Source organism: Pseudomonas sp. 39004, from assembly GCF_028682155.1.
Classification (GTDB): domain Bacteria; phylum Pseudomonadota; class Gammaproteobacteria; order Pseudomonadales; family Pseudomonadaceae; genus Aquipseudomonas; species Aquipseudomonas capeferrum.
This window is the reverse complement of the sequence record NZ_JANIAG010000062.1, coordinates 21,833-29,041: the sequence shown is the minus strand read 5'-3', so window position 1 is coordinate 29,041 and position 7,209 is coordinate 21,833. Positions and strand designations below refer to the sequence as shown.

The window sequence follows — 7,209 nt, the reverse complement described above, 5'->3', positions numbered from 1 at the left end:
GAAACAAATGTAGGAGCGAGCTTCGCTCGCGATGCGCCGCGCGGGCGGCGCTCGATCTCACAGGCGCCAAAACCCTATCGCCCGGCGCCTGTCAGCCATCACGCCGCAAATCCGGCGGAATCGGCAGATCGTCTTTCAAAGGCTCCGGCCGCTTGCCCTTGCCCGACCGGTACTGACGAATCTGGAACACATACGCCAACACCTGCGCCACCGCCAGGTACAACCCGGCAGGGATCTCATGCTCAAGCTCGGTGGAGTAATAGATCGCCCGCGCCAGGGCCGGCGACTCAAGAATCTGCACCTTGTGCGCAACGCCGATTTCGCGAATCTTCAGTGCCATGAAATCAGTACCCTTGGCCAGCAACAGCGGCGCCGCCCCGCCCTTCTCCGGGTCGTATTGCAGCGCCACCGCATAGTGCGTCGGGTTGGTGATGATCACGTCCGCCTGCGGCACCGCGGCCATCATGCGCCGTTGCGATGCTTCGCGCTGCAACTGGCGAATACGCTGCTTGACCTCAGGCTTGCCCTCCGAGTCCTTGTACTCGTCGCGCACTTCCTGCTTGGTCATCTTCATTTTCTTGTGCGTCTGCCACAGCTGGAACGGCACGTCCGCTGCCGCGATCAACAGCAACCCCGCCGACATCCACAACGCACTCCAACCCACCACCTGCAAACTGTGGATGATCGCCTGCTCCAGCGGCTCGTTGGCAATCGACAACAACGCCTGGCGGTCACTGACCAGCACCACCACCGCCACGATCAGGATCGCGAAGAACTTGACCAGCGCCTTGAGCAGTTCGGTCAGGGAATTCATCGAGAACATCCGCTTGATCCCCGACAGCGGGCTCATGCGGCTGAATTTCGGCTGCAGCAGGCTGCCGGAAAATACAAAACCGCCCAGCGCGATCGGGGCAACGAACGAGATCACGAACAGCAAGATCAGCACCGGCTGCACCGCCCAGATCGCCATCTTGCCGGAGGCCAGCAGGAATGCGCCCATCGACCGCTCGTCGACGATGATCTCGCGGGTCAGGCTGAAGTTCATGCGCATCAGGTTCAGCAGCGTCTCGGCCAGGTGCCCGCCAAACATCAGCAGGCCACCGGCGCCGGCCAGGGTCACCGCCACGGTGTTCAGCTCCTTGGAGCGGGCAACCTCGCCTTTTTCACGCGCGTCGCGTTTGCGCTTTTCGGTGGGGTCTTCTGTCTTGTCCTGACCGCTCTCGCTTTCAGCCATGCTCAGCGCGCCCTCGCCAGATCACGCAGCCATTGCAGCGCATCGCTGGCCAATGCCTGGTAGTGGGAAAGAATATCGGCCAGGCCGACCCAGAAAATCCCCATGCCCATGACCAGGGTCAGCGGGAAGCCGATAGAGAAGATGTTCAGCTGCGGCGCCGCCCGCGTCATCACGCCAAAGGCGATGTTCACCACCAGCAAGGCTGCGATCACCGGCAAGATCAGCAACAGCCCGGCGCCGAACACCCAGCCCAGGCGCCCGGCCATTTCCCAGAACTGATTGACCACCAGCGCATTGCCCACTGGCAAGGTGGTGAAGCTTTCGGTGAGCACCTCGAACACCACCAGGTGCCCGTTCATCAACAGAAACAGCACGCTGATCAGCATGGTCATGAACTGGCTGATCACCGTGACGTTGACACCGTTGGCCGGGTCGACCATCGAGGCGAAGGCCATGCCCATCTGCACCGCGACGATCTGGCCGGCGATGACGAAGGCCTGGAACAGCAACTGCAGCGAGAAACCGAACAACGCCCCGACGATGACCTGCTCACCACACAGCAGCAGCCCCCGCAGGCTCAACGGGTCGAATTCGGGTAACGGCGGCAGCGCGGGCACGATCACCACGGTGATGGCCACCGCCACGTACAGGCGCACCCGCGCCGGCAGCATGCGCGTGCCGAAGATCGGCATGGTCATCAGCACCGCCGTCACCCGGAACAACGGCAGGATGAAGGTGGCGACCCAGGTGCCGATCTGCGCGTCGGTCAGCTCCAGCATGGCCGTGTCAACCGATCAGCTGCGGGATGCTGGTGTAGAGGGTGGTGATGTATTCCATGAACTTCTGCACCAGCCACGGCCCGGCGACGATCAGCGTAACCAGCATCACCAGCAGGCGCGGCAGAAAGCTCAGGGTCTGTTCGTTGATCTGCGTGGCAGCCTGGAACATCGCCACCATCAGGCCCACCAGCAGGCTCGGCACCACCAGGATGGCGACCATCAGCGTGGTCATCCAGAGGGCATCGCGGAACAGGTCGACAGCAACTTCAGGTGTCATGCGTGGCTCTCCTTGGCAGCGTCAGACGCCGCCGAAACTACTGGCCAGGGTGCCCATGATCAGCGCCCAGCCATCGACCAGGACGAACAGCATGATCTTGAACGGCAACGAAATGATCAGCGGTGACAGCATCATCATACCCATCGCCATCAGCACGCTGGCGACCACCATGTCGATGATCAGGAACGGGATGAAGATCATGAAACCGATCTGGAACGCGGTTTTGAGCTCGGAAGTGACGAAGGCCGGCACCAGGATGGTCAGCGGCACCTGGTCGGGGCCGGCGATATCGGTGCGCTTGGACAGGCGCATGAACAGGTCCAGGTCGCTCTGCCGGGTTTGCGCCAGCATGAAGTCCTTCAGCGGCCCCTGGGCCTTGTCGATGGCCTGCTGGGCGGTCATCTGTTCCTTCAGGTACGGCTGCAGGGCATCCTGGTTCACCCGGTCGAACACCGGCGCCATGATGAACATGGTCAAGAACAGCGCCATGCCGGTCAGAATCTGGTTCGAAGGCGTCTGCTGCAAACCCAGGGCCTGACGCAAAATCGAGAAGACGATGATGATGCGGGTGAAGCTGGTCATCAGGATGACGAACGCCGGGATGAAACTCAGCGCCGTCATGATCAGCAGGATCTGCAGGCTGACCGAATACTCCTGCTGCCCGTCCGCCCCATTGGACAGGGTAATGGCCGGGATCGACAACGGGTCGGCGGCCAGGGCCAACGGCGCGGCCAACAGCAGCGCCAGAGTCAACATCATGCGCAGCACGCCGATCATCACTTGTTGTCCTTAGGGTCCTTGCCCATCAGCTCCATCAGCCGCTGGGCGAACTCCGGCGTCGCCTGACGCGCAGTGGCGGGCACTTCCACGGGTTCGGCCAGCACATGCAAAGCCTCGATACTGCCTGGGGTATGGCCGATCAGGATCTGCTCCTTGCCGACCTGCACCAGCAACAGCCGGTCACGCGGGCCAATGGCCCGGCTGCCGACGATCTCGATCACCTGCCCACCCTTGACCGCCGTGCCTTGCATACGGCGCAACAACCAGGCCAGGAAGAAGATCAGGCCCACCACCAGCAGCAGGCCAAAGACCATCTGCGCCAGTTGCCCACTCAGGCTGCCGGGTGCGGCGGCGGTGGTCGCCGCAGGGCTGGCCGCCGCACAGACCAACTGGCTGGCGAACAGCCCGGCAAAGGCTGCGCCGGCGCGCATCGAGCCCTTCACTCAGCGCAGCTTCTTGATACGTTCGCTGGGGCTGATCACGTCGGTCAGGCGGATGCCGAACTTCTCGTTGACCACCACCACTTCGCCATGGGCGATCAAGGTGCCGTTGACCAGCACGTCGAGCGGCTCACCGGCGAGGCGATCGAGCTCGATCACCGATCCCTGGTTGAGCTGCAGCAGGTTGCGGATGTTGATCTCGGTGCTGCCCACTTCCATGGAAATGTTCACCGGGATATCCAGGATCACGTCCAGGTTGGGGCCTTCAAGGCTGACGTTTTCGTTCGGCCGCGGCGAGCTGGCGAACTCTTCCATCGGCAGGCGGCCCGCGCCGCTGTTGCCGGTGTCGCCGCCCAGCAGCGCATCGATATCGGCCTGGCCGGCGTCACCGGTTTCCTCCAGCGCCGCGGCCCATTCGTCGGCCAGGGCCTGGTCCTCTGGGGAGGTGATCTCGTTTTCGTTAGCCATGATTTCCTCGACAGGCATTCAATTCGTAGTGAGCGACCGGCACGCCGTCAGCGGCGTTCGATCGGGTCGATGATCTGCAGCGCCAGGTTGCCCTTGTGCGAGCCCAGGCGCGCCTTGAATGACGGCACGCCGTTGGCGCGCAGCACCAGGTGCTCGGGCAGCTCCACCGGGATCACATCGCCCGGCTGCATGTGCAGGATGTCGCGCAGCTTCAGCTGGCGGCGGGCAACGGTGGCGGTCAAGGGCACGGCAACGTCCAGCACGTCCTCGCGCAGGGCCTTGACCCAGCGCTCGTCCTGGTCGTCCAGGTCGGACTGGAAGCCGGCATCGAGCATCTCGCGCACCGGCTCGATCATCGAGTACGGCATGGTCACGTGCAGGTCGCCGCCACCGCCGTCCAGCTCGATGTGGAAGGTCGACACCACCACCGCCTCACTGGGGCCGACGATGTTGGCCATGGCCGGGTTGACCTCGGAGTTCATGTACTCGAAGTTGACCGGCATGATCGCCTGCCAGGCTTCCTTGAGGTCGACGAAGCACTGGTCAAGGACCATGCGCACCACCCGCAGCTCGGTCGGGGTGAACTCACGGCCTTCGATCTTGGCGTGACGGCCGTCACCCCCGAAGAAGTTGTCCACCAGCTTGAACACCAGCTTGGCGTCGAGGATGAACAGCGAAGTGCCACGCAGCGGCTTGATTTTGACCAGGTTGAGGCTGGTCGGCACATACAGCGAATGCACGTACTCGCCGAACTTCATCACCTGCACGCCGCCCACCGCCACGTCGGCGGAGCGGCGCAGCAGGTTGAACATGCTGATGCGGGTGTAGCGGGCAAAGCGCTCGTTGATCATTTCCAGGGTCGGCATGCGACCGCGCACGATCCGATCCTGGCTGGTCAGGTCGTAGCTTTTGATACTGCCTGGCTCGGAAGCGCTTTCGGTCTGCACCAGACCGTCGTCGACACCGTGCAACAGCGCATCGATTTCATCCTGGGACAGCAGGTCCTGTACGGCCATTGCGGACTCCTACTGCAATACGAAATTGGTGAACAGCAACTGGTCGATGACCGGCTTGCCGACTTCCTTCTGGGCGACTTCCTGGACCACCGCGGTGGCTTTCTGACGCAGCATTTCCTGCCCGACCGGGCTGCTGGCCAAGGTATCGAAGCCTTGCCCGGAGAACATCATCACCAGGTTGTTGCGAATCACCGGCATGTGCACCTTGAGGGCGTCCAGGTCGGCCTGGTTGCGGCCTTGCAAGGTGATGCTCAGTTGCATGTAGCGCTGGCGACCGTTCTGGTTGAAATTGACCACGAAGGCTGGGGTGAGGGCTTCGTAGAGGGCCGCGGGCTTGGCGTTGGCAGCGGCCGGGTCGGTTGCGGGGGCCGGCTCGCTCTTGTGCATGATGAACCAGGTGGCGCCCACCGAAAGGCCGATTGCCAGTACCAGGCCCAGCACCAACAGCAGGATCAGCTTGAGTTTGCCTTTAGTGGCGGGGTCTTTTACTGCTTCGGTTTTCGCCATGCCAATAATCCGTCGTCCATCGGGGGTTCACAGGAGGATGACGTGGCTTGAGCAAGTGTTATGCCAGGTTTTGGGGAGGGGATGGAATGAGGTTCGGAGGGGTTTGTCGTTGGGTTTGTCGTTGGATGTGCAGCGCCTGTGAGATCGAGCGCCGCCCGCGCGGCGCATCGCGAGCGAAGCTCGCTCCTACATTTGTTTCGGGCCAGTTATTCCTGAGGCATTTGCGCGCGGCCCCTTGGTGCCCGCCTCGATATCGCGCCGTACAAACAAGGCGGTCGCGCGCGCAGGTACAGGCGTTACTGGCCGAAACAAATGTAGGAGCGAGCTTCGCTCGCGATGCGCCGCGCGGGCGGCGCTCGATCTCACAGGCGCTAAAACCCTAAAGCCCTACACCCTCGCCTCACGCGTAATAATCAACCGCACTGTCGCCAATCACCACCTGCTGCTCAACCGCGCCAGCGCTCTCGCCCTGTTCTACGCCGCCCTGCGCGGCCCGCTGCCGTGCCGCAACCCCAGACAGATTACTGCCCTGCTCCTGCGCCTGCTGGTGTTGCTGCTGCCCCCGCGACTGGTCAGCAACGTTGACATCCGGCTGCGCCAACCCCTGCTGGGCAAACAGCTCCCGCAGGCGGTGCAGCTGGCTATCGAGCGCATCACGCACCCCAGCGTGGCCGCTGATGAACGTCACTTGGGTCGACTGGTCCGTCGCAACATTGACGCGAATGTCCAGCCGCCCCAACTCCGCCGGTTCCAACTGGATATCCGCCGATTTGAGGTTCTGGCTGGACAAGTACATGACCCGATTGACCAGGCCCTCGGTCCAGGCGCTCTGGTTCATCGGCAGCGGCTGGTGCAATGGGCTGGCATTCGCCGGCACGGCATTGGCGGTCTTTGGCGTGGCCGCTTGGGTCAGGCTGGCCAGGCGATCGGCGAAATCGTCGATGCGCGTGTCGCTGCTGGCTGCCTTGGTGTCTTTCAAGCCATCTTCGAGCAGCGCGCCGAACGCTTTGTCACCCGGCTCGCCCGGCTCACCCTCGGCGTTGTCGATCAGGTTCGCCAAGGTATTGACGCTAGCCTCGTCGGCCTGGGCCTGGGAAGGGTCCACAGCGTGTGCCGAGGTGGTGCCCTTGGCCTGGGCGCTCTGCTCCAGCGCCAGGCGCAAGGTCGGCAGGTTGGCCAAGGGGTCGGCGTCAGGGTCAAAGGCTTCTTCGGCGGGCGCCTCTTCTGGCAGCGCAGCGCTCGCCAGCGACTGCGCAGCGGCAGCTTGCAGCACCGGCGCGACCGCCTCGGCCTGGGCTTGAATCAGTTGCGCACCGGGTTGCGCATCGGTGACCTGGCCGGCCACCAGGTTGGCGTCGCTCAGCCCCGTATCGGCCTGATCATCGCTTGGCAATTTGTTGCCGTCATCGGCAACCGCTGGCTTGTCGGCAGCCTCTTTTTTGCCGCCTTGCGCCGGCTCTGGCTTGTCCTTGGGCTTGGCCTGGGCGACCTTGTCGTCCTGCCCGAAGGTTTTCTGTTTGGCCATGACTTGATCGAAGCCGCCGCCCGCGTCGCCCAGCGCCTGCAACGGCTTGTCCGCCATCGAGCTGGCCGCTCGCGACGACTTGCCTACGGCGTTTGCTTGCAACAAAGGATTGGGTGCGACAGGCATTGAGCGGTCTCCGCGCCAGAAACTGAGTAATCATCCGGGCAAAGACAGGCAAGACTC

Annotated in this window: 9 protein-coding genes; all 9 read right to left on the bottom strand. The window is 63.1% G+C overall.

What is annotated here, in order from left to right:
* Positions 1-91: 91 nt before the first annotated feature.
* Complete coding sequence (gene flhB, locus NP534_RS13125) at positions 92-1,234, bottom strand: flagellar biosynthesis protein FlhB (RefSeq protein WP_033699452.1); 1,143 nt, start codon at positions 1,232-1,234, stop codon at positions 92-94.
* 2 nt (positions 1,235-1,236) lie between these two features.
* A complete protein-coding gene (gene fliR, locus NP534_RS13120; protein WP_274098971.1) occupies positions 1,237-2,013 on the bottom strand; it encodes a flagellar biosynthetic protein FliR in 777 nt (258 codons plus the stop codon).
* 7 nt (positions 2,014-2,020) lie between these two features.
* Positions 2,021-2,290 carry a flagellar biosynthesis protein FliQ gene (gene fliQ / locus NP534_RS13115; protein ID WP_033699456.1) on the bottom strand — a complete coding sequence of 90 codons (270 nt, stop codon included), beginning with the start codon at positions 2,288-2,290 and terminating at the stop codon, positions 2,021-2,023.
* A gap of 21 nt (positions 2,291-2,311) precedes the next feature.
* Entirely contained in the window at positions 2,312-3,067 is a 756-nt protein-coding gene (gene fliP, locus NP534_RS13110) for a flagellar type III secretion system pore protein FliP (RefSeq protein WP_077068491.1), read from the bottom strand.
* Entirely contained in the window at positions 3,067-3,501 is a 435-nt protein-coding gene (gene fliO, locus NP534_RS13105) for a flagellar biosynthetic protein FliO (RefSeq protein WP_274098970.1), read from the bottom strand. The genes fliP and fliO overlap by 1 nt, the downstream gene beginning before the upstream one ends.
* Before the next feature lie 12 nt (positions 3,502-3,513).
* Positions 3,514-3,978, bottom strand: a complete 465-nt coding sequence (fliN, locus tag NP534_RS13100) for a flagellar motor switch protein FliN (RefSeq protein ID WP_027593021.1) — start codon at positions 3,976-3,978, stop codon at positions 3,514-3,516.
* A gap of 47 nt (positions 3,979-4,025) precedes the next feature.
* Positions 4,026-4,994 carry a flagellar motor switch protein FliM gene (fliM, locus tag NP534_RS13095; RefSeq protein ID WP_027593022.1) on the bottom strand — a complete coding sequence of 323 codons (969 nt, stop codon included), beginning with the start codon at positions 4,992-4,994 and terminating at the stop codon, positions 4,026-4,028.
* A 9-nt stretch (positions 4,995-5,003) separates the two neighbouring features.
* Positions 5,004-5,501: a flagellar basal body-associated protein FliL gene (gene fliL, locus NP534_RS13090; RefSeq protein ID WP_274098969.1), complete on the bottom strand. Its 498-nt coding sequence runs from the start codon at positions 5,499-5,501 to the stop codon at positions 5,004-5,006.
* A 400-nt stretch (positions 5,502-5,901) separates the two neighbouring features.
* Entirely contained in the window at positions 5,902-7,152 is a 1,251-nt protein-coding gene (locus NP534_RS13085; protein ID WP_274098968.1) for a flagellar hook-length control protein FliK, read from the bottom strand.
* Between the last annotated feature and the right edge of the window lie 57 nt (positions 7,153-7,209).